Annotated in this window: 14 protein-coding genes; 1 reads left to right on the top strand and 13 read right to left on the bottom strand. The window is 46.7% G+C overall.

Annotated features, from left to right (window positions below; translation table 11 throughout):
• Positions 1-38 precede the first annotated feature (38 nt).
• Both H532_RS17750 and H532_RS17745 read right to left on the bottom strand, forming a co-directional pair.
• Positions 39-986, bottom strand: a complete 948-nt coding sequence (locus H532_RS17750; protein ID WP_038111459.1) for a DMT family transporter — start codon at positions 984-986, stop codon at positions 39-41.
• Complete coding sequence (locus H532_RS17745) at positions 967-2,202, bottom strand: DNA polymerase IV (RefSeq protein WP_245566399.1); 1,236 nt, start codon at positions 2,200-2,202, stop codon at positions 967-969. Before H532_RS17745 ends, H532_RS17750 begins: the two co-directional genes overlap by 20 nt.
• A gap of 213 nt (positions 2,203-2,415) precedes the next feature.
• On the opposite strand from H532_RS17745, the gene H532_RS0103740 reads away from it, so the two are divergent.
• Complete coding sequence (locus H532_RS0103740; RefSeq protein ID WP_051263120.1) at positions 2,416-4,719, top strand: nitric-oxide reductase large subunit; 2,304 nt, start codon at positions 2,416-2,418, stop codon at positions 4,717-4,719.
• A gap of 185 nt (positions 4,720-4,904) precedes the next feature.
• On the opposite strand, the gene H532_RS0103735 is transcribed toward H532_RS0103740, so the two are convergent.
• The 11 genes from H532_RS0103735 to H532_RS0103685 form a co-directional block, all read right to left on the bottom strand.
• Positions 4,905-6,023: a M20/M25/M40 family metallo-hydrolase gene (locus H532_RS0103735; RefSeq protein WP_027724380.1), complete on the bottom strand. Its 1,119-nt coding sequence runs from the start codon at positions 6,021-6,023 to the stop codon at positions 4,905-4,907.
• A gap of 213 nt (positions 6,024-6,236) precedes the next feature.
• A complete protein-coding gene (gene helD / locus H532_RS0103730) occupies positions 6,237-8,552 on the bottom strand; it encodes an RNA polymerase recycling motor HelD (protein ID WP_027724379.1) in 2,316 nt (771 codons plus the stop codon).
• Between the two features lie 419 nt (positions 8,553-8,971).
• Complete coding sequence (locus H532_RS0103725; protein ID WP_027724378.1) at positions 8,972-10,519, bottom strand: acyl-CoA carboxylase subunit beta; 1,548 nt, start codon at positions 10,517-10,519, stop codon at positions 8,972-8,974.
• Positions 10,520-10,597: 78 nt separating this feature from the next.
• Positions 10,598-11,422 carry a methylmalonyl-CoA epimerase gene (gene mce / locus H532_RS0103720; RefSeq protein WP_027724377.1) on the bottom strand — a complete coding sequence of 275 codons (825 nt, stop codon included), beginning with the start codon at positions 11,420-11,422 and terminating at the stop codon, positions 10,598-10,600.
• A gap of 94 nt (positions 11,423-11,516) precedes the next feature.
• Positions 11,517-13,172 carry an acyl-CoA mutase large subunit family protein gene (locus H532_RS0103715; protein ID WP_027724376.1) on the bottom strand — a complete coding sequence of 552 codons (1,656 nt, stop codon included), beginning with the start codon at positions 13,170-13,172 and terminating at the stop codon, positions 11,517-11,519.
• Positions 13,173-13,624: 452 nt separating this feature from the next.
• Complete coding sequence (gene cysC / locus H532_RS0103710; protein ID WP_027724375.1) at positions 13,625-14,230, bottom strand: adenylyl-sulfate kinase; 606 nt, start codon at positions 14,228-14,230, stop codon at positions 13,625-13,627.
• Positions 14,231-14,358: 128 nt separating this feature from the next.
• A complete protein-coding gene (locus H532_RS0103705; protein ID WP_027724374.1) occupies positions 14,359-16,137 on the bottom strand; it encodes an SLC13 family permease in 1,779 nt (592 codons plus the stop codon).
• A gap of 12 nt (positions 16,138-16,149) precedes the next feature.
• Positions 16,150-17,310, bottom strand: coding sequence for a sulfate adenylyltransferase (gene sat, locus H532_RS0103700; RefSeq protein ID WP_027724373.1), 1,161 nt, complete (start codon positions 17,308-17,310; stop codon positions 16,150-16,152).
• A 77-nt stretch (positions 17,311-17,387) separates the two neighbouring features.
• The gene (locus H532_RS19425; RefSeq protein WP_051263119.1) at positions 17,388-18,308 is read right to left on the bottom strand and encodes a glycosyltransferase family 4 protein; all 921 of its coding nucleotides are present in this window, start codon (positions 18,306-18,308) and stop codon (positions 17,388-17,390) included.
• Positions 18,309-18,322: 14 nt separating this feature from the next.
• The gene (locus H532_RS19420; protein ID WP_051263118.1) at positions 18,323-19,288 is read right to left on the bottom strand and encodes a glycosyltransferase; all 966 of its coding nucleotides are present in this window, start codon (positions 19,286-19,288) and stop codon (positions 18,323-18,325) included.
• On the bottom strand, positions 19,272-20,033 hold the full coding sequence (locus H532_RS0103685) for a sulfotransferase (protein ID WP_027724371.1): 762 nt from the start codon (positions 20,031-20,033) through the stop codon (positions 19,272-19,274). The genes H532_RS19420 and H532_RS0103685 overlap by 17 nt, the downstream gene beginning before the upstream one ends.
• Positions 20,034-20,039 lie beyond the last annotated feature (6 nt).

Below are 20,039 nucleotides of genomic sequence, written 5' to 3'. Positions count from 1 at the left end.
CGAAAAAACCCGCTCTCACCCAAAGTGAGGAGCGGGCTTCATGAAATCGAATCGAGCCGTTCCAACGACTCATAGCCATCGGTCATTTTCTTTTCAGGTTTTATAGCCAGTAGAAGGATCATCGCTAAGACACAAACGGCACCGATCCATTGGAAAATCCGCATCGGTACCCCAAGCCAAAGGACAGCCGTTAAAACGGCCGTTAACGGTTCTGTACAGGCTAATATGCTTGATTCTTTTGCGGTAATATATCTTTGGCTTGCCAAATAGAGATAAAAGGCTAAAAGAGTTCCAAAAAGAATAACAAAGCTAGTAAAAGCGAAAGCTGTCGCATTCCAGTGTGTCGCCCCAAATTCCCACGGATGGTTAGTGACAGCGAGAAAAAGACCGCCAAGTAACATTCCCCAGCCAACAACGACCGAAGTTCCCCATTTTTTAAGCATGGAACCGGGATAAATCGTATAAAAGCTGAGCGCAAGAGCGGACAACAATCCCCAAAGTACGGCCATTGTCGGGATATGAAGGTATTGAAAGGAGCCATTCGTCAAGAGTAAAAAAGTGCCTAAAAATGCGAGAATGATCCCTATCCATTCTACCCATCCGGGAAAAGCGCGTTTTTTTATAATAAAGTAAAAAGCAATGAGAACTGGCGCCAAATACTGTAAAAGCGTAGCAACGGCAGCATTGCCGAGAGCAATCGACGCTAAATAGGTGTACTGCACACCAACCATGCCGAAAATGGCAAAGAGAAAAAGCGACATCATCATCCTTGGGCTTCGCCATACTTGCCAAATCTTTTGCCGCTCTTTTCCTATTAATCCAGCGATAATCAGGACGAAGCCGGAGCCGAGCAAACGGACATCGACGAGCCAGCCCACCGGCATGTGATAGTCTTGAAAAAGAATTTGTGAGACCGTGCCAGAAATCCCCCACAGTGCTGCCCCAATTATAACCATGATGATACCTTTAAAATGTGCTTTTGTCATTGCTAGATCTTCCTTTATGTTCTTTCTGTGATGCGAATCCTCGCATTCCTTTTTGGACAACCGATGTCCCGAACTTTTCTTCTAGTTGCTGAATGGTTTCAAGGAGTGGCTCGTCTTTTGCGTCTTCCGCATATGTAAAAAGATCCAATTGTTTGGTGCGAAACGCCGCATCCTCCAAAGCATTAGCCGAAATACCCAATAAACGCACGGGTCGCCCATCCCAGTTTTCATTAAATAAAAACATCGCCATCTCAAAAATGTCTTGCGAAAGATAAACTGCCGATTTCATTGTCTTCGAGCGATTCACCGTTTGCCAATCGTGATAACGGATCGTAATCGCAATCTGATAGGCGCAAACATTATGATCCTTTAATTTTTTGCTTAAACGCTGGCTAAGCGTGAGAAACACATCTTTAGCCTCATTCACCGATGCGATGTCTTCCGGTAATGTAGTAGATTGACTGATGCTTTTATGCACGGCTTCCGCTTCAGGGTCGACTGGACGATCGTCAATGCCATTGGCGCGCTCGTGCAGTTTTCCGCCATACACGCCGAGCATCGACTCCAATCGCTTTTTATCAAAATGAGCCAAATCACCGATCGTATAAATCTTTAAGGCTTTCAGCTTTTCTGCCGTCTTTTTCCCAACGCCATGCATCTCCTGAATGGCAAGCGGCCAAAGCTTCGTCGCCAAGTCCCTTTTCCTAAGAATGGTGATCCCCATCGGTTTTTTCATGTCGGAGGCCATCTTCGCCAAAAATTTATTCGGTGCGATGCCTATGCTTGAAGGCAATTCAAGTTCTGTTTTCACCCGGGTTTGGATGGTTTGCGCCAATCGGACTGGATGCATACCCGCTTTGATGGTTGTCACATCCATATAGCCTTCATCAATCGAGACTTTCTCCACATATGGCGTATAAGTTCTGAGCAATTGAAAAAGTTGCTGCGAGGCCTTTTTGTACAGATCAAAGTTGGGTGTTTGAACGATAAGTTCTGGACAGAGCCTTTTTGCCTGCCAAACGGGCATCGTCGCTTTGACCCCTTTTTTTCGTGCTTCATAACTGGCCGTCACAATAATACCGCGCCGTTCTTCGGGTCGTCCGGCAATCGCTAACGGTTTACCCCGCCATTCAGGGTGGTGGCGCATTTCCACGGAAGCATAAAAACTATTCATATCGATATGAAAGATAATCCTCGCGGGTTTTGATTCGGCCACCTGGATCCCCCCTCACACGAGCACTTAATCTTATTTTATAATATCGCCCTGCCTCTAAGAAACCTTGAAAATACCATACGCTCGGAAAATTTGATCTTTTCTCACGACCATTTCGCCAAAATGCTGTCACAACTTTTGTCATCTGTATCACATTTTACACCCCCATCCCCCGTCTATGATTAAGGCGAAAAGAGAGAAAGGAGATGCATAGAAATGGCGGATATCCCACGCAAAAGCACCCTGAAAAAAGTGTTGCTCGTAACCATTATCTTTTCTTTTAGCGTTTTACTTTTGGGGGGCTTCTATATTTTTAAAAGCATGGCACCGAGGCCAGATCGCGTCGTTAGCGAAGACGGTCAAACATTATTTACACGTGATCAAATCATCGGTGGGCAAGCCATTTATGAGAAGTATGGTTTAATGGATTACGGTTCAGTCCTCGGCCATGGCTCTTATTTGGGCCCGGATTATACCGCCGAATCGCTTCATGTGTATATCAACGCCATGCATCAGTACTACGCGAAGAAAAAATTTCATAAAGATTTTGCTGATCTCACGAATGGCGAGCAAGCCGACATTAAAGACACGGTCATTCACGAGATCCGCAAAAACCGTTATGATGAACAAACAAAAACTTTAACATTAACGAATGCACAAACCTATGGATATAAGAAAGTCGTTGACTACTATGTGGAAGAATTTACTAGTGACAAAGAAATGTCGGGCTTACCCAATCACTATATCAAAGACACGTTGATGAAAGACGGCGACATTGCTTATGTCGGAAACGGCCCTCAACTGAAACAAATGGCCGATTTCTTCTTCTGGTCGGCTTGGCTATCATCCACCAATCGTCCGGGAGAAACGTATTCTTACACGAACAACTGGCCATATGATGCCGAAGCGGGTAATACAATGACCTACGCCTCGGCTTTATGGAGTGGCATAAGCGTTGCCTTGCTCGTTTTAGCCGTAGGGATTATTCTCTACTATTACAAACGCTATGAACTTGAAATGCAGGAAGCCTATACCAAGTTTCCAACGTTAAAAGTGGAAAATTTTGAAGTGACACCAAGCCAAAGAAAAACAGCTAAATATTTCTTAGTCGTTAGCTTGCTATTCCTCGTTCAATCGGGGCTCGGTGGACTTCTTGCCCATTATTATGCTGACGGCAACTCGTTTTTCGGATTGAATCTTGTCTCGATTTTCCCGTTTAACATCGTGAAGGGCTGGCATTTGCAACTGGCCATCTTTTGGATTGCGACAGCATGGCTTGCCATGGGCATTTATGTCGCCCCACAAGTCAGCGGAAAAGAGCCTAAAAAACAAGGGCTTCTTGTAGATATTCTCTTCTGGGCATTAGTGGTTTTGGTAGGCGGAAGCATCGTCGGAGAGTGGTTCGGTGCCAAAGATTTGCTTGGCAATTTCTGGTGGTTAATCGGTCATTATGGCTGGGAATACATCGAATTAGGAAAAGTTTGGCAAATCATCCTAGTGATCGGCATGATCGTTTGGCTTCTCATTGTCACCCGGGGGATTGTCGGTGCATTAAAAAAAGAAAAACAGGAAAAAGAAACCGGCGGGCTCATCCATATGCTGTTTTATAGTTCCATCGCGATCCCTGCTTTCTATTTCGCCGCTTTCTTTATCAATCCGGATACGCACATCACCTACGCGGATTATTGGCGTTGGTGGATCGTTCACCTCTGGGTAGAAGGTATCTTTGAAGTTTTTGCCGTGATTATCATCGGTTTCCTCATGGTGACCATGGGTCTTGTGACCAAGAAATCAACGGAACGCGCCTTGATGTTCCAAATTATCATTTTACTTGGCAGTGGCGTTATCGGGATCGGACACCATTATTATTGGCAAGGAACACCAGAAGCATGGATCGGACTTGGTGCTGTCTTTTCGGCCATTGAAGTCGTTCCGCTGACGCTCCTCATCCTCGAAGCGTACAGTCAACGGAAAATGATGAAAGACGGCGGCCGTGAATTTCCTTACACCGGTTCATTTTGGTTCCTCATTTCCACAGCTATTTGGAATTTGTTAGGTGCCGGCGTGTTAGGATTTCTCATCAACACCCCGCTCATCTCGTATTTCGAACACGGCTCTAACCTTACCGCCGCACACGGTCACGGAGCGATGATGGGTGTATACGGCATGTTCAGCATTGCGATCATTCTTTATGCGATGAGAAATCTCGTTCAACCGGAGATATGGACGGCCAAGAAATTCGATAAACTGGCGAAAATCTCGTGCATTTTGCTGAATATCGGTCTAGCCGGCATGATTATCATCACATTATTGCCCGTAGGTTTCATCCAACTTGCCAAAGCTTATACGGACGGTTTCTGGGCGGCAAGACAAATGAGTTTTTATCACGAAAGCTTGGTTCACCTTCTCTTGTGGCTCAGAATGATCCCGGATACCATTTTCATTTTTGGGATCTTCCCATTGATTTGGCTGTTATGGTTAGGGTTCCGTAACTTAAGAAAGGTCACGAAAAAATCTTAACCAATTGGTAAAGAAAATTAGCTCCGCCTGCGCCTAAATGGCTTGGCGGAGCTAATTTTGCACTTATGCTAGCCTTAAAAAATTTTATACAAAGGACAATGGTAACCATCGCTCATCCCATTGTCACTCACCTATGAAGAGAACGAGGCTGACTCAACCATCATCCGGAGCCAGCCTCAATAACTTTATTTTTTTACGGTTTCTGCAATGATGGCAAGGATCATTTCCACGGTTTTCACCAATTCTTCAATAGGCATTTTTTCATTCGTCGTATGGATGTCCTCATACCCTATGGCGAGATTGACGGTCGGGATGCCGAGACCATTGATGACGTTGGCATCGGAACCGCCGCCGCTTTTGAGCACGCGTGGCGTGCGGCCGATGGCTTTTGCCGCGCGTTTGGCTACCTCCACGACCGGTTCTTCTTCACTGAAATTGAAATTCGGGTACATGATTTTTACCCGCACATCGGCCGAACCACCCATTTCATTGGCCGTTTCTTCAAAGGCATTTTTCATTTTTTCAACCTGGGCGTCCAATTTTTCTTTGACTAATGAGCGGGCTTCGGCGAGGAGTTCCACCCTATCGCAGACGATGTTTGTTTTCGTGCCGCCGGAAAAACGGCCAATATTCGCCGTTGTTTCTGAATCGATGCGGCCGAGCGGCATTTTCGCGATCGCTTTTGCGGCGATGGTGATCGCGGATACCCCTTTCTCAGGTGCCACACCGGCATGGGCGGTTTTCCCATGAACCGTTACATCTAACCGCGCTTGCGATGGCGCCGCGACAATAATGTCACCCACCGGCCCGTCACTATCCAAGGCATAGCCGTATTTGGCGGTGATTTTCTTCGGGTCAAGCGCTTTTGCTCCGACAAGCCCGGACTCCTCACCGACAGTGATGATAAATTGAAGCGAACCGTGCGGAATCTCTTTTTCCTTTATGATACGAATGGCCTCAAACATCGCGGCAAGACCTGCTTTATCGTCAGAACCTAAGATCGTCGTTCCATCAGAGACGATTTTTCCGTCTTTTATGGACGGCTTAATGCCTTTTCCGGGAACAACCGTATCCATATGGGAAGTAAAATAAATGGGGTCAGCGTCCGCTGTCGCCTCGAGTGTGCAATATAAATTGTTGGCCCCATGGCCCGTGCGCGCTTTGGCATCATCTTCTTCAACTTTCAGTCCTAATGCTGAAAACTTTTCCTTTAAAACCTTTGCAATATCTTCTTCCTCACCCGTTTCGGAATCGACTTGCACAAGTTCCATAAACTCATTAATTAATCTCTCTTCATTGACCAAAAATCCCATCCCCTTATGTCACAATATAAACCCATTATACGCCTGATGGAATGGGGGTTCAAAAAGAAAGGTATTTTATCACCTTGTTACGGTCGTTTACCGCTCAGTTTTGGCCGTTCACCGTCGGGCTTTGACGAATGACCGCTCAAAACAAACCATTTCATACCCCAACTTATGAATAGAGGTCAATCAAATCTCGCGAAGGAAGCTCCTTTACCCCTTAACAATCCGATATAATGAAGGGTCTATCGTTGATAAAAACGGGCTGAGTTCACCTGGTGAAAACAGATAAAGTTCATGCATCGCCCGCGTGCAAGCTGTATACAGAAGTTGGCGTTCCGTTTCGCGAAAGTAGCCTTGCTTTGAAGCGTCATATAGGAGAACGCCGTCAAATTCAATGCCTTTGGCAAGATAGGCTGGGATGACAAGCTTCCCTTTTTTAAACGTATACGTTTCCTCGTCCATTAACCGGAGTGACAGATCTTCCTTTAATGCCTCATAGATCCGACGGCTTTCTTCCATCGTCTTCCCAATGATCGCAATCGTCTCCCGTCCTCGCGCTTCCATCTCTTTGATCGTTTCGATGATCTTTTTATGAAGAGCGGCTTTATCCCGCACAAACAAAATCGTTGGTTTTGCGCCATCTCTGTTAAATGGTTGGATTAAGTCACCCTTTTCAATGAGCGCCTTCGTAAATTCCACAATCGGCCGTGTGGAACGGTAGCTTTTCAGCAATGTCACGGTTTCGGTCCGTTCCGACAGCTTGACTTCACCCGTTAAGACCGATGGGGTCGACAACACATGGGCATAAATCCCTTGGTTGATGTCACCGAGAAGTGTCATTTTACTCTTAGGAAACACCTCTCTTAAATAAGCCAGTTGAAACGGGGAATAATCTTGGGCTTCATCGATGATGAGATGTCGGATGTTTGAATAGATCCGGCGGCCTTTCAAACGATCCGTAAGGTATAAAAACGGCGTGACATCTTCCCAAAATAGTTTCTTTTTATCGATTTGGCTAATGGAAAGACGGCAAACGGCTTCCGGTATGTGATCGTTTTTTTCATAAAACTGTCTGTAATTCGCCAAGAGATCGACAAACTCGAGCTCCTTGATCCATTTTTTGATCGGGCGAAACGCTTTTTTCACAACCATCCGGGCGAGAAATTCGCGCTCACGGTCGATATCATTAAAGGAAGCTTCCGTATAGTGATTCCTTTTTTTCAATTGTTGAAAAGCCCTTAGATAGTCTTCTTTATCGAGTAGTTCGATTTCATCATCCACCCAGTCTTTCGTCCATTCTTTCTGCATATGTTTCGGTAGTTCTGAAAGAAGTTTCTCCGTGAGGTACTCCAAGCGAACGGAAATCGGCTTGGACCTATTGTACTCATAAAAGTATGTGCTCAACATTTCTTTTGAAAATAGTATTTCCCCGCGAAAAACGATATCTTTAAAAATAAGGCCCTGTTTGGCTAAACGGTCGACATATTCATCAATGAACGTTTTAAAGGCGAGATCGCTTTTCAGCTGAATCGCCTGCATTCTCAGGTCGTAATCTTTATAGTCTTCCGGTCGTAAATACATTTCCGTTTGCTGGAATGCGTCTTCGAAGGTTAAGTCATGCGCCAGTTGATTTTTGACAAATTCTTTATACGTCGTCTGTTCCATATTTTCTTCGCCTAGCTCTGGAAGAACAGTAGACACATAACTGTTAAATAACGGGTTCGGGGAAAACAGCACGATGTTTTCCGGCTGAAGCGTTTCACGGTGTGCATACAAAAGGTAAGCGACCCGTTGCAAAGCAGCTGAAGTTTTGCCGCTGCCAGCGGCACCTTGAACGACCAGAACGCCTGCCCGTTCATTACGGATGATTTGGTTTTGCTCCTTCTGGATCGTTGCTACGATGCTTTTCATCTGCGTACTCGCGGCTTTACCGAGCACTTCCTGAAGCATGTGATCACCAATCGTCACACCCGTGTCAAACAGCCCGGTGATCTTTCCTTTTTTTATGATAAATTGGCGTTTTAATGTCATTTCACCACGTATCGTTCCGTCTAACGTCTCGTAACGGGCAGGTCCGGGTGAATAATCATAGTACATGCTGGCGATCGGGGCGCGCCAATCGTAAATTAAAAAGTCCTCTTCTGCCTCATCCATCAGAGAGGCGATGCCGATGTATATCGGTTCAGTTTCTTCAGACCCCTCTTCTATAAAGTCAATGCGACCAAAGTACGGCGAATCTTTCAAACGGGCCAGTGTTTTTAACTGTTGAGACAGGTGGCCATGGCTTCGTTCCCGTTCGGACAGGACCGCGGCTCTTTGGGCAATACTCGCTTCGGTTTCAATCACATCATCGAGTTCTTCCAGGTTAACCGTGACATCTTCCCAGAAAGTTTTACGCAAGCGGACGACGCTATCCTTCAATTCACTCACTTTTTCACTGAGTGCCGCTTGTTTTTGTGCGATGACCTTTTCAACAGCATCGACGCGTTCTTGTTCTTTCTGCCACGCTTTTTCTGGTAAATCCATCCAAACACTCCCCCGTTTAAAAATGTGTTTCCAAAAAGGTTGACATCCGCATTTACTTTGTTGTATAATTAAAATGGGTATTTATTAGTGTGCGGATATCGATATTTGTGAATCATTATTTATCATACTCTTATTTATGATGCATTTCAAGCCCTTACTTTCATTCCGCTGGATATTGTTTTTATTCAACGGCGTCACCAACCATAGCCAAAAGGTGGCGCTTTTCATTTACAGACCTTCCCCTACTTTGCGCGTCACTCCATACCTATTCCGCTTTTTCAGCACCAAAACTATGCTTTTGTCGGTGATCCGTAGAAACGTTCAGTGTTTTGTCTTTCCAAGTGAATTCGTGCTGGGGCCTCCAAAAACATTTTCCGATAACCAAAAAGGCATCGCGCGCTTTGCGATGCCTTCTATGTTTATAACGGGATATTACCATGTTTCTTTGAGGGTCGCTCTTCCCGTTTGTTTTGCAACATTTCTAATCCCTGCAATAACTTGATGCGGGTTTCCCGCGGGTCAATGACGTCATCCACCATGCCATAAGCTGCGGCAATATAGGGGTTCGCAAATTTTTCGCGATACTCAGCGATCTTTTCAGCCCGCGTTTTTTCAGGGTTGTCGCTTTCTTGAATGTCTTTGGCAAAGATGATATTCGCAGCTCCCTCCGGCCCCATGACGGCGATTTCGGCGTTCGGCCAACTGAAAACAAGGTCAGCGCCAATCGACTTACTGTTCATGGCCACATACGCTCCGCCGTAAGCTTTCCGCAGGATAACGGTCATTTTCGGAACCGTCGCTTCGGAATAGGCATATAAAATTTTTGCCCCATGGCGGATGATGCCGCCGTGTTCCTGCTTAACGCCCGGGAAAAAGCCTGTCACATCTTCAAATGTAATTAAAGGTATGTTAAAGCTGTCGCAAAACCGAATAAACCGCGCAGCCTTATCAGACGCGTCGATATCCAGACCACCCGCCAAAACTTTCGGTTGATTGGCAACAATGCCGACGGTTTGCCCTTTAAGACGGGCGAAGCCAACGACGACGTTTTTCGCGAAGGAAGCATGGACTTCCAAGAAAGAACCTGGGTCGACGATTTCTTCGATGACTTTTTTTACATCATACGGGCGGGTCGGATCAAACGGAACGATGTCTGGCAACCGATCCCGATAGTCATCGCCTGATTCTATCTCATAGACCGGGGGCTTTTCGCGATGGTTGGCAGGTAGGTAACTTAAAAGTTTGCGCACCATCTTTAGCGCTTCTTCTTCGTCTATAGCTGAAAAATGGGCGTTGCCGCTCAAGCGGTTATGGATGTTTGCTCCGCCGAGGTTTTCCGCACTGATTTTTTCACCGGTGACGGTTTCAATGACTTTCGGGCCAGTGATGAACATTTGACTCGTTTTCTCCACCATGATGACAAAATCGGTAATGGCTGGGGAATAAACCGCACCACCCGCACACGGACCCATGATCACGGAAATTTGCGGAATGACGCCCGAATAGATCGAATTACGATAAAAAACATGGCCGTAGCCATCCAATGAAACAACCCCTTCTTGGATTCGGGCACCGCCTGAGTCATTCAAACCGATGAACGGCACGCCGTTTTTGGCGGCTAAATCCATGACGTTAGCAATCTTTTTTCCGTGCATTTCACCGAGCGCTCCGCCGAATACCGTAAAATCTTGGGCAAATAGATAGACGGGGCGACCGTCAATTTTTGCATAACCGGTAACGACACCTTCACCAGGCGCATCCCCATTCAATCCGAGATTATGGGCGCGGTGCTCAATAAACGGATTGATTTCCACAAAAGATCCTTCATCGATGAGCAGGTCAATGCGCTCTCTTGCAGTCAGTTTTCCTCGGGCATGCTGCTTTTCGATCCGTTCATCGCCGCCTCCAAGTTCTACTTTCCTTCGTTTATCGTACAGTTCATTGATTTTATCATAGATATCCAAGATGCCATCCTCCCGAAAAAATCAAATCCGCTTGTCCATTTCTTACTCAGTAAAAAGAAGGTAAGTTTGGGGGTTTTCCCCTTAACCCTCCTTCTCGCACAGTTCATACAACACACCATGAGCCGATTTCGGATGTAAAAACGCCACCTGAGCGCCTTCAGCTCCAGGTCTTGCTGACTCATCGATCATCTGTATGCCTTCTTCTTTTAAGCGGCGGATTCGCGCTTCGATGTCTGTGACACCTAGAGCAACATGATGCAACCCCTCTCCTCGCTTTTCAATGAATTTGAAAACCGCGCTCTTCTCATTGAGCGGTTCTAGTAGCTCCAAATAGAGGTTTCCGCCATCGAGGAAGGCCACTTTGACATTTTGGGATTCAACGGTTTCCGTGTGAACAAGGGAAAGACCAAGAATCTTTTTATAAAACGTCAGGCTTTCCTCAATTGAGCGAACGGCTATGCCGATATGAGCCACTTGTTTCATCTGAAAGGGCTCGCTTGGCACGTAACCGTCTCGTTCATAAACGGCACGTTCGATAAATTTTGCCGTTTCCAATGTCGGCGTACCGGGTGTAAATATTTTTTTAATGCCTTTTGATTCTAAAAATGGGATATCGTCAGCCGGAATGACACCCCCACCGACAACGATGATGTCATCTGCCCCTTTTTCTTTTAACCGTTCGACAACAGCGGGGAACAGTTCATTATGAGCGCCAGAAAGGCATGATAAGCCGATGCAATCGACATCTTCTTGTATCGCAGCGGCGACAATCTGCTCAGGGGTCTGCCTCAGCCCCGTATAGATAACTTCCATACCGTAATCGCGTAATGCTTGAGCGATCACCAATGCGCCGCGGTCATGCCCGTCTAGACCGGGTTTGGCAACGAGCACACGTATTTTTTTCATGTCGTCTCCCTACTTCCATTGCTTTTTTTCTTTTCCATAACACTGAAAGAGCTGAGGATACCGGCATATGATGGCGAAATGAGGTCAAAGCCTTTTATATACCGGTATATTCACCGAAGACGTTGCGCAACACGCCGCAGATTTCACCGATCGTCGCATAAGCTTTGACGCATTCCAATATCGGCGGCATGAGGTTTTCGTCAGTTGCGGCCGCGCGTTTTAAGTCTTCAAGCGTTTTTTGAACGCGATCATTGTCACGGCGGGCTCTCAATTGTTTTAACTTTTCCGCCTGCCGGGCACCAATCGCCGGATCCACGCGGTGCAGCTCAGGCTCGCGCTCGTGATCAATGCGAAAGGCATTGACGCCGACCACTATGTCTTCATTTTTTTCAATCGCTTTTTGCGTTTCGTAAGCGGCGCGGTGGATTTCCTCCTGCATATAGCCTTGTTCTACAGCCTGAACAGCCCCGCCCATGTCATCAATTTTCTTTAGATATTCCTTTGCTTTTTCTTCGATTTGGTCGGTTAAAGCTTCGACATAGTATGAACCGCCGAGCGGGTCAACCGTGTCGGAAACCCCGCTTTCGTAAGCGATAATTTGTTGGGTTCTTAAGGCGAGCCGCGCCGATTCCTCTGTCGGTAAAGCGAGTGCTTCGTCCTTGCTGTTTGTGTGCAGGCTTTGCGTGCCCCCGAGGATGGCGGCTAACGCTTGAATGGTCACCCGAACGACATTATTGTCCGGTTGTTGCGCAGTGAGTGTCGAGCCACCGGTTTGCGTATGAAACCGCAGCTGCCAGCTTTTTGGGTTTTTGGCGCCAAATCGATTTTTCATGATATGTGCCCAAAGGCGTCGCGCTGCCCGGAATTTCGCGATTTCTTCAAAAAATTGATTGTGTGCATTAAAGAAAAACGCCAAACGCGGAGCAAATTGATCGATGGCAAGGCCGGCATCAAGCGCTGCCTCGACATAAGCGATGCCATTCGCAAGAGTAAAAGCAAGTTCTTGTGCCGCGGTGGATCCGGCCTCACGGATGTGGTAACCGGAAATACTGATCGTATTCCATTTCGGCACTTCTTTAGAACAATACGCAAAAATGTCCGTAATCAGCCGCATGGACGGCTTCGGCGGGAATATATAAGTGCCCCGGGCAATGTATTCTTTTAAAATATCATTTTGAATGGTGCCCGATAGCACGTTTTTCGGTACGCCTTGTTTTTCTGCCACAGCAATATACATGGCAAGGAGGATGGCTGCTGGTGCATTGATGGTCATGGATGTGCTGACCTGATCCAGAGGAATGCCGTCAAAAAGGGTTTCCATGTCCTCTAAGGAGTCAATGGCGACGCCGACTTTGCCGACTTCACCCCGTGCCATCGGATCATCGGAATCATAGCCAATTTGCGTCGGCAAATCGAAGGCGACGGACAGGCCGGTTTGTCCCTGTTCCAATAAAAAGCGAAAGCGTTGATTCGTTTCCTCGGCGGAACCAAATCCCGCATATTGACGCATCGTCCAGTAGCGAGCCCGATACATCGTTGGGCGAATGCCGCGAGTATATGGGAATTCCCCCGGGAACCCTAATTTTTCTAGATAATCACTTGAAGGCTCCTCTGGATGGTAAAGCCTTTCGATTTCAATCCCCGAACTCGTCTGGAATACGGCTTTCCGCTCGGGGTATTTTTCAAGCAATTGTTTTGTCTTTTCCAGCCACGCTTCATATTCTTTCTGAAAAGTCGATGTCGACGTCATCCATTATCTCCCCCAAATAAAGCGTTTTCAATTTGTCTTAAAAAGGAACTCAGAGCTATAAGCCCTATTCATTTATGCCATCCCTATTAGGAAAAATGAAGAACCCTGCGGTCCTCCCTTCTCCCACTCGATCAAGATATGGACTAGTGTGTTGAACAAGTGCAACTTGACGACAAAATGGTCTTCCATATTCAAAAATTGCCCTTACTTAAAGTATAGCAAAAATTCCATCATGGTGGAAATCTGGGGTCAGACCCCCTTTTTATAGGGATTTTGACCTAATTTTTATAGTACTTTAGTCTTAGATCATATCCGAATTCCTTATTCTATCAACTTTAACGCTTTAAACTATTGGGGGACTGACCCCATTTTATAGGTCTTTTTGCCTATTGTTTACCATACTTTAGTACTATGACCACGCGTGGAACCCTGATTTTTTCTGCTTTCGCGCTTTAAACTGTTGGGGGACTGACCCCCAACAGGGTGAGGACGGAGGAGACGGCGGTGTTGAGCGGGGTGGTGGTGGTGTCGATGATGAGGTCGGGGTGAAGGGGTTCTTCGTATGGGGCGTCGAGGCCGGTAAAGCCTTTGATGAGGCCTTGGCGCGCTTTTTTGTACAGGCCTTTCGGGTCCCGGCGCATGCATTCTTCAAGATCGCATTTGACGTAAATTTCTAGGAATGTACCGTCAGGAAATAGACGCCGCACGTTTTCCCGGTCGCTTCGATATGGGGAGATGAAAGCACAGAGCGTGATGATCCCCGCATCGACAAATAATTTTGCCACCTCCCCAATGCGACGGAGGTTTTCTTTTCGGTCCCGGGCGGAAAAACCGAGATCCCGGTTCAATCCGCACCGAAGGGTATCGCCGTCTAATAAGTAGGTTCTCATACCGAGGTCAAACAGCGCTTTTTCCACATGGGAGGCAATCGTCGATTTTCCGGAACCGGACAGCCCAGTGAACCAAAGCACCATACCTTTGTGCCCGTTTAACGTCTCGCGGTCATGCTTTGTAACTAAGCCGTCATGGCGGATTACATATTTCCCTTCTGCATCCATCCCCATCTTCCTTTCCATAAAAGCTTTTTGCTGGATCTGGCGGCCTCACCGTAGCCATTACACTCGATACAGCGGAGCCATTTCCCTGCTTGTTTTTCTATGAAAAAACTTTGCACGCCTAGTAACGATTACCCCCAAACAAAATAGACGATTGAGACCGTAAGAACCATGATCATGACGCTCAGCGGCGCACCGATTTTCATAAAATCGGAAAAACGGTAACCACCCGGTCCGTAAACGATTAAGTTCGTTTGGTAGCCAATCGGCGTCATAAAACTGGCCGAAGCCGAAACCGCCAAAAGTACCATGAAGGGGTCCGGCGCCATGTGCAGATGCGCCGCACAAGATAGACTAATCGGAAACATGATGACAGCAGCCGCGCTGTTGGTAATGAATTCGGTCAACACATTGGTCGCAAAATAAAGAATGGCCATGATCGCGAGTAACCCATAAGGCTCGGCAAAGTGTACCAGCCCCAAAGCCACATATTCGGCCAAACCCGATTGTTCAAGCGCTGCGCCGATCCCGAATGAACAGCCGATTAACACCAATACATCGACAGGTACATATTTTTTGACATCTTCTGCTGTGACAGCCTTTGTAAGAAACAATAAAGCTGTTTCAAGACACATCGCTTGAAACATCGATAACCAATGCATCCCGACCATTATAATCAGAACAATGAAAACGCTTAGCAGCCACGCAAATGTTCGCCGCTTTCCCCGAGTGAGAAACGGATTGGGGCGGGCGGTGGTCAAATAAAAATCGTCCGTAAACTCACGATGCCGCGTAAAATCAGGGCCCGTAAGAAGTAAAAGCGTATCTCCGGGTTTTAAAACGATGTCACCGATTTTCCCTTTAATGCGTTCCCCATGACGATGAATCGCAATAATGGCCGCATCAAAGCGGCTGCGAAACTGCGTGTCTTTCACCGCCTGCCCGACCAATTGCGAACGGTGGGAGACGACCGCCTCAACGACATGTTGTTTTTCCTCGGCCCAAACTTCAAATGACTCATTGCCAAAGGGCTCGAGCTTTAACCCTTTCGTTTTTTGCAAATCTCCGATGGCTGTAAGGTCCCCGGTAAAAATTAAGCGATCGCCGGCGCAAAGGGTTGTCGCATGCTTGACAGGATAAATGCGCTCCGCACCGCGAATGATTTCGATTAAAAACACGCTTTCCAGATGCCTCAACCCTGCGTCTTCAACCGTTTTTCCGATATGTGGGGAATGATCCTCCACAACGCATTCCGCCAAATAGTCGCGAATCGGCACATCGCTACCTTCTTGCTTGAGCGGACGTGCAGGAAGTAAGCGAAATCCAAACCACGCTAAGTAAAACAAACCACAAATAACGGCAGGAAGGCCGACGATCGAAAGCTCAAACATCGAAAACCCTTTTTGTTTATTTTCTAACAAAAGACCGTGGATCACGAGATTTGTTGAAGTACCCATCAAAGTCACCATTCCGCCAAGAATGGTCGCATAAGAAAGCGGAATGAGAAACTTAGACGGTGCAAGGCCGTGTTCCAAGCACCATTTTTTCACAAATGGCATGAGGGCGACGACGATCGGCGTATTGTTAATAATGGCGGAGATGGCTGAGACAGGAATCATCATCCGAAGAAGGGAGAGTCTACCGCTATTTTTATGACCCATCACCGCATAAATAAACCGTTCGAAAAAACCGCTTTGGCGAATCGCACCGGAAATGATAAACAATAGGCAGATGGTCGCTATGCCTTCATTGGCAAAACCGCTTAACGCTTGTTCTGGCGTAATCATTCCGGCCATTAGGAGAATCACCAAGGTCACAAACACCGTCATGACTGGCGACATCTTTTCCATCATTAAACTCACCATCATAAAGACGATGACAACAAGGACAAAAGCCATAGTCGGTGTCAACGGATCACATCCTTATTCCTTACGCCCTAAATAACGAAGTAAAACGTCAGCCACTTCCGGGCGAGTAAACTCCGGCGGTGGTGCGATGCCCTTTCGCAGCATTTCTCTAACTTTTGTCCCGCTTAAAAGTAAACGGTCTTGATCACGGTGCGGGCAGGTTTTTGCGGAAGCCATCCCTTGGCATTTCCGACAATAAAAGCTGTGATCAAATTTTAGAATTTCAATGCCAATTTCCTCCGCGTATTGCCCCGCCAATTCTTGCGCTTCATAGGTACCATAGTAATCTCCGACACCGGCATGGTCCCGGCCAACAATAAAATGCGTGCAGCCATAATTCTTTCTAACGATGGCATGTAAAACCGCTTCCCTTGGCCCCGCATAGCGCATGGCCCCAGGATAAACGGCAAGCCGCACCCGGTCTTTCGGATAATACGCTTCAATCAGCACTTTATAGCTTTCCATCCTGACATCTGCGGGAATATCATCGCTTTTCGTCTCCCCCACCAAAGGCTGTAGCAATAACCCGTCAACAAGTTCCAAGGCGCACTTCTGGATATATTCATGGGCGCGATGCACTGGGTTTCGCGTCTGGAAACCAACAACCGTTTTCCAGCCGAGTTCCCGGAACATTTTTCGCGTCTCTGTGGGATCAAAATATACATCCTCAAAAGGGTGATGGCTCGGGCGCCGCAAAAGAACAATAGGGCCAGCCAAATACCAATCCCCTTGATTCAATAACGCTTTGACACCGGGATGCTGTTTGTCAGTTGTTTTATAAACGCAAAGCGCCTCCCGTTCCTTATCTGCTTGGTATTTTTCTTCAACCGTCATCATCCCGTAAATCACACCGTCCTCACCAGCCAAAAAGCACGCATCGCCCGTTTTGATGGCATCCGCTTCCGCTTTTTGAACCGGCAAAGTGATCGGGATCGGCCAGACTGTGCCATTTTCAAGCCGCATATGGGAAAGTACATTCAAATAATCTTTTTTCCCCATAAAACCGGTAAGCGGACTGAATCCGCCTGTTGCTATTAATTCCAAATCGGAAAGCGACCGCCGGGATAAGGTGATCACAGGTCCATTCCTTTGCAACATTTCATCCGTCTTGGTTGGATCCGAAAGACGTAAAACCAGCGGGCCTCCGTGTGCATCCTGCAAATTTTCCACTTCCATATGGCAATTCCACCTCAACCACATCGTATGCGTGGCTCACCTTTCCGATTGAATGATCCGCGGAAAACCTCCTTGAATCAGGCGGATAACCCAAGGAAGGCTTTCCAATGGTTTTTAAAAGCTTTATAAGTGAAGGTTTGCGCCGTCTTCCACCCATTTTCTGCAAGTGCCTGGGCTCGTTTCGGGTCGCAAAGGAGGGCGTGCATTTTTTCTATTAAGGATTCATCATCACCGCTTGGGACGACACAGGCATTGTCTTCCGTAAAATAATCCCTGCCGCCTGAACCGTCATATCCGATGACGCAAGCGCCGCATGCCATCGCTTCAAGCGGCATCAAGCCAAACCCTTCTGTCTCAGATAAAGTTAAAAAATATTTATAACGATTAAACTGCCCGGCTAAACGCGGTTGGGGAAGATACCTCAGTTTTTTTATGTGGAAACGCGTCTTAAAGCGTGTTCTTCTTAACCGTTTGACGATTTCGCTTAACGCCCGAACCGTGTCTTTTTTATAGCAGCTAACCGCTATGGCGTCTTCCCGCTCTCGCCAAGGCCTGCGGTTTTTAAAAATAGTTAAGTTTATAAAAGGATGAATCGTTCTTGCCTCAATGCCAAACCGTTCTTTTAGATGATGCGCGACAAAGGTGGAGCAGGCGACATATTGATCATAGAAGAAATCCGGTTCGGTATAAGGGGTGGTGCCTTGAACATACATGATTTTGTGACATTTCAATCGTCGTCCAAGATTTAAGGAAGAATCAGCCCCGCTGGCAATAAAAAAATCAGCCGGACGAACGGCTTCTAACATGTCTTTCAAAGATATAACCGGAAAGGCGTATGGATAGCTAAAGCCACCGCGGTGGACAGGACGTGTTTGGACGACAATCACCGGATAGCCGAACGCCTCATGAAAAACACAACCGATGCCATAAAGCATGTATGAGCCGCCGTAACGATCATAAGCGTTTAAAACATAAACGCGCGAGGGCTCAACCGTCATGGCAACACCCCCTATTAAGATTTTTGGGAAGAATAGACATGTCGCTCAAGGTAATCCACCCATTCGCTCTCAAAATTTTTATAAGAAAAGCGCTTAGCGGTGGTTCCGGCACGTTTCGCCAAGTCTTTACCCATATCCGGGTGATGGTGGATGAACCGGAGCACGTCGATAAGGCTTTCGAAATCCCCATATGGGACAATGAGGCTGTTCCGACCGGATTCAAAGTAATCCCGCCCCCCCATCGAATCAAAACCGATGACCGCGCAACCACAAGCCATCGCCTCAAGCGGTGGCAAACCGAAACCTTCAATCGGATTGAGCGTTAAGAAATATTTGTGGTGATTGTAGCGTTCCGCAAGCGCTTTTTGCGTCAAAGGTTCATCTATAAGTTTGAACTTGGGCAGTTCCGACGGATGGGTGGCTTTAAATTTTTTCAATAGTTGTCCGAAATGGATCGCCGCATACCCTTTATAATTTAAAATGAGTATATCGCTAGAGCGTTCTTGCCAAGGGATTTTGTTTTGAAAAACCTCGTGATTGATAAAAGGGGATATGACTTGCGATTGGACGTTAAAGACGTTTTCCACATGATCACGGACAAAGCGCGACACCGAAACGTAATGATCAAAAAAGATATCTAAAACGGGATACGTATTGATGCCTTGCATATACATCACTTTTTTCATCGGAAGTGTCGCCCCGAACCACTTCGTCGAATGGGCCGGATTGCATAGAAACACATCTTCGGCATCAGCGATTTGCTTCATTTCATCAAGGCTGATGCTTGGAAAAGCCATTTTATAATGAAAACGCGGATGCAGTCCCCCCTGTTTCCGCTTCGTTTTTCTCTCATAGACAATATAAACCGGGCTTCCGAAGTTTTCATGACAGATCCGACCAACGTTGTAGAGTAAAAAGGCTCCGCCCGTATCCCCGTAACCGTTAAAGACAAACACTTTTCTCTCATTGTTTCTTTTCATAGCCGACCTCCGCCATCACGTTTTGGCAAAGTGTATTGATTTTGGCGATCTCTTTCGGCGGCGTTTTCTTTCGGGAACTGCTAATGACGACATCCAGGACCCCTTCCATGTCATTATGCGTTAATTGACCGAGTGAACGGATGAGTGCTAAAGTCTTTTGATCTCGGTTAGCCACATCCTCATAGCGAATGAGAGGCATCTTTGGGTCTTCCGCTTGAAGTTGCAAATATTCGATGACTCTTCGTTTCCAAAGCTCACAAAAAGCCTCGACGGAACCGTATCGTTCTTTCCGCGCTCTCTTCGAAACGCTTTTCCAAACATCAACGGGATGACGAATCAATAACAACACCGTCGCATCGGGGTAGCATTCTCTGAAAAGCAAGAGTTCCTCCCGGCCGTAACGCACTTCTTTATAGCCGAACATGTCAAAGTTTTTTTGGTACGCTTTAACATAAAGGTTATAATGAAAATCTTTGACGGCTTGAAGAAGAGCTTCTTTTAAAATTTTTTTCGGCGGTGTCATGCAAGCTAACCATTGATTGGGGTCTTGCCCATTATTAAAATAGGATTCTCTGACATCTTGAAAAGCCTCCGAATAATGGAGCGCTTGGTTATAAATTCGGCAAAAATCCGTCAAACACCCTCCGTTTTCTCCCCATATCAACGTCTTTTTCCTTGCGTTAAACAACCGTTGAACTAATGTCGACCCCGAACGATGGGTGGCTGAGCTAATTAAAAGATCCATAGCAAA

This window comes from Tuberibacillus calidus DSM 17572, assembly GCF_000430685.1.
Classification (GTDB): Bacteria; Bacillota; Bacilli; order Bacillales; family Sporolactobacillaceae; genus Tuberibacillus; species Tuberibacillus calidus.
The sequence above is the reverse complement of the archived record's forward strand: the minus strand, read 5'-3'. Positions and strand labels throughout refer to the sequence as shown.

Excerpts from the sequence above, each read along its gene's own strand:
- H532_RS0103685 (WP_027724371.1), bottom strand. The coding sequence starts at position 20,033 with ATGGATCTTTTAATTAGCTCAGCCACCCATCGTTCGGGGTCGACATTA.
- mce (WP_027724377.1), bottom strand. The coding sequence starts at position 11,422 with ATGAAAAAAATACGTGTGCTCGTTGCCAAACCCGGTCTAGACGGGCAT.
- H532_RS19425 (WP_051263119.1), bottom strand. The coding sequence starts at position 18,308 with ATGACGGTTGAGCCCTCGCGCGTTTATGTTTTAAACGCTTATGATCGT.
- cysC (WP_027724375.1), bottom strand. The coding sequence starts at position 14,230 with ATGGATGCAGAAGGGAAATATGTAATCCGCCATGACGGCTTAGTTACA.
- H532_RS0103740 (WP_051263120.1), top strand. The coding sequence starts at position 2,416 with ATGGCGGATATCCCACGCAAAAGCACCCTGAAAAAAGTGTTGCTCGTA.
- H532_RS0103715 (WP_027724376.1), bottom strand. The coding sequence starts at position 13,172 with ATGACGTCGACATCGACTTTTCAGAAAGAATATGAAGCGTGGCTGGAA.
- H532_RS17750 (WP_038111459.1), bottom strand. The coding sequence starts at position 986 with ATGACAAAAGCACATTTTAAAGGTATCATCATGGTTATAATTGGGGCA.
- H532_RS19420 (WP_051263118.1), bottom strand. The coding sequence starts at position 19,288 with ATGAAAAGAAACAATGAGAGAAAAGTGTTTGTCTTTAACGGTTACGGG.
- sat (WP_027724373.1), bottom strand. The coding sequence starts at position 17,310 with ATGGAAGTGGAAAATTTGCAGGATGCACACGGAGGCCCGCTGGTTTTA.
- helD (WP_027724379.1), bottom strand. The coding sequence starts at position 8,552 with ATGGATTTACCAGAAAAAGCGTGGCAGAAAGAACAAGAACGCGTCGAT.